The sequence below is a fragment of the Fulvivirga sp. genome, assembly GCF_040220315.1.
Classification (GTDB): domain Bacteria; phylum Bacteroidota; class Bacteroidia; order Cytophagales; family Cyclobacteriaceae; genus Fulvivirga.
In genome coordinates, this window is sequence record NZ_JAVJUY010000121.1 from 1 (window position 1) to 3088 (window position 3088).

Annotated in this window: 1 protein-coding gene and 1 pseudogene; both read right to left on the reverse strand. The window is 31.0% G+C overall.

Translation table 11 applies throughout. The annotated features are described in order from the left end of the window. Positions 1–298: pseudogene (locus RLO81_RS05685) on the reverse strand (mechanosensitive ion channel family protein); the annotation flags it as partial. Between the two features lie 2 nt (positions 299–300). Then, entirely contained in the window at positions 301–2949 is a 2649-nt protein-coding gene (locus tag RLO81_RS05690; RefSeq protein ID WP_350108489.1) for a hypothetical protein, read from the reverse strand. Positions 2950–3088 lie beyond the last annotated feature (139 nt).

Below are 3088 nucleotides of genomic sequence, written 5' to 3' on the forward strand. Positions count from 1 at the left end.
CTAGAGAGTCTTTATAGTTAGAAACTCTTGGAATTTCATCAACATCAATATACTCACCTGACCCATCAAATATTTGTTTTAACTTAATTGCAAGGCTGGCTATTTCTTCATTACTTCTTTCATCCTTTTTCAGAGCTTTCGATGCAATTTCTGGATAATAACTATTAGGTTGTAAATATTGTAGATGAGTAATAACCGCATCGTAAGGGGTAGCCAGGCTATAGCGTATTGTATCTTTTTCCTGAGCTTTTAAAGCTACTGCTGCACTAAAAACTAATATCAATAAAATAAACCTCATACTTAAAACTTTAATCTTGAATATGTATCTCCTGAAACAATGTACATAGTGTATTCATTTGATACTTCTGAATATAATAGTCCAATTTCGTTATCACTACTTACAGGCCTGGAATTTATCAAATCACCATTAGACCTATATAAATAAGTAAACCCTTGCAGTTTATCAGTTATGGCATAAATCATATTTCCTGGAGAGAAAAAATAATATTGAACGTCCAACTTCTCCGAACCTAAATAGTCTTTCGCCAATATCTCTTGAAAGTTTTGGTCTAACAAAACCAGTCTTTGCTTTTCTTGCCTTGCAATTACATATGTTTCCTCAAGAGCATCCGGTATGATATAAAAATTAGCCTTTTGTGTTTGTCTGAATAACTCCTGAGTACTTTCAATTTCACCTTCTAAATTTATTCGAAAGAATTTACCAGAATTAGAAACTAAATGAAGATACGATTTAGAATAGTCACTTCCTGTTTCTACAAATACCTCTGAGCTGAATCTATCATCGAGTTTATTAGGAAAACCATTCACTATTTGCCCCCGTCTATTATAAAGAGTTAAAGTGCCATCTTTCAATAGTGTAACAAAACAGTCTTTACCTCTTATTCTGATATGAAAAGGCGTAAATACGTGTTCACCACTAATTTTTAGTGGATTCCAACCCTCCAGAGGCTTACCATGTTTGTTAAATAAATAAACATCGCCTGTATTTGATGTGAGCACAAATCGATAAGACCTGCTCTTATCATAATCAACTACTTTTGAACCCGTACTTTTAAATGTTAACTTTTTAGGATAGTCTTCAACATAATTACCGAGTCTATCTATCAAATATATTTGACTCTCGGTTGTGAAAAAATACTGGAGTTTATCATTTTTATAAAAATCAATCTGATCTATATCGGAATTTATTTGTTCATCTATTTTTATAGTCCAAAGCTTTTTCCCCTCATTTGAAATAAGAGACACATTATTTAGTGAGTCTTGAACAACCGTTTCCAACAAATTGGTATTATGATTTCTAACAACATGTGGCTTACTAGTAAGAGGATTGGAGAAAGTTAGTGTATGTTCTGGTTTAAATACCGACCTGGTTAAGTTCTTAACCTGCCTTGATTTCTCAAATGAAACGTTAGTATAAAAACTATCATCAATTCTACTTAATTGAATTAAACCCAACCTGTAACTTTTGATTTCAGCTTCATTTTCAATAAAAAATTCCTTCCAATTAGCGTCTACATTTTCAATGATCAATGGCCAGAGTCTAGGTAGATTATAATTATATCCTATATTTATTTCCTCCAACCCGCTTGAAAAATAATTATTAAAGGTCAATTCCCTACCCCATGTTTTCTCTGATTCAATACTTTGTACCATATCTTTTAATACATTTATACCCGAACCAAAAACTATGTATTCATTCAATTTTAAAAAGTAGACAGATTCATAACCTTCGATGTTATCCCCGTACATAAACTTAGGAAATTCAGGGATGTTCAACTCAGATATAAAATAATCTCCATAAGACTCAACATAAACTGAGTCCCCAATGATCATACTTGCAGATTCTGACAATTGATTAAGATTTGATAAGTATTCATTTACATCATTAACTGAAACATATGTTAAATATTCTATAGATGGGCCATCCAATATTTCAACATAACAAAGGCCATCCTTTAGGTTAGAAAAATAATCATCCTCATTAATCTTATATTTTCTTAGGAAATCATTTCTGGATATTGAGAAATTACCTTTAGTATTTTTCCAATAATCCACAAGTCTACTTTTCCATTTTAATGGATCGCTAACTAGAAATTTATTCGCAGATAAGGCATTTGAAGGAATTACATAATTAAATCTATCATTAACAGGTACTTGATCCATAAAAGTGCTAGAAAAAGCATCCTTATCGGTATAAGTAAAGCCATTGAATGAGATTGAATTTTCATTAAAAGAGGCGTCTAGAAAGGTGTTCACACCATATGACTCAATAAAATCCTCGTTCTTTTTCGTAAATACATTCAGGAGATCGTTAAGCCTTTTAATATTTATATACACATTACCATCATCACTCGACAATTTTGGAACATTGTGTAACTTATAATTAATTGCCTTAAATAATTTTATATTTGAATCAGAACCCGCCCTAATTACATCTTCTATTAACAAAGGTGATGAGCTAAAAATAACATACTCATCATCAAAAGTATAGGAATAACTAATATCATTAATTTTAATTTCATATATTTCCTTCTCGAGATACTTTCTTCCAACTGCTGAATTTTTACTTAAAAGATTACCAATGAGAGGTTTAAACAACTTAGATGTTGAAGATACTATTAAAGTATGATTATAAACTGACTTACCAGTTTGGTAATAAGATAATAGAAACTTGTCTGTATTTTTATTAAGATATGATGAGTCGATAAAATTTTCCTGCAGAAAACCAATGTTAAGTTTAGCTAATATGTTCGGCTCTTCACTTGATTTTAATAATCTAGCATTAGTCAATTCTAGCACCAAACACGCATGCTCTGTCACATACTTCCATTCATCAGAATTCTCTTTAGAATAGTTCTTATTGTAATACAGGTAAAGAACACCCGAAATGAATATTATGAGTGTTAAGAGTAGGGCTCGTTTATTCAATTTAGCTTTTTTACAAATAAACTCAATTTGAATTTCATCTCCCAGTATAGTTAGTAGTTACTATAAATGAAAAAACCCTTAGTGTTTTACTAAGGGTTTTGATCTACAGGTGTAGATTAATAAAATCTGGCAACGACCT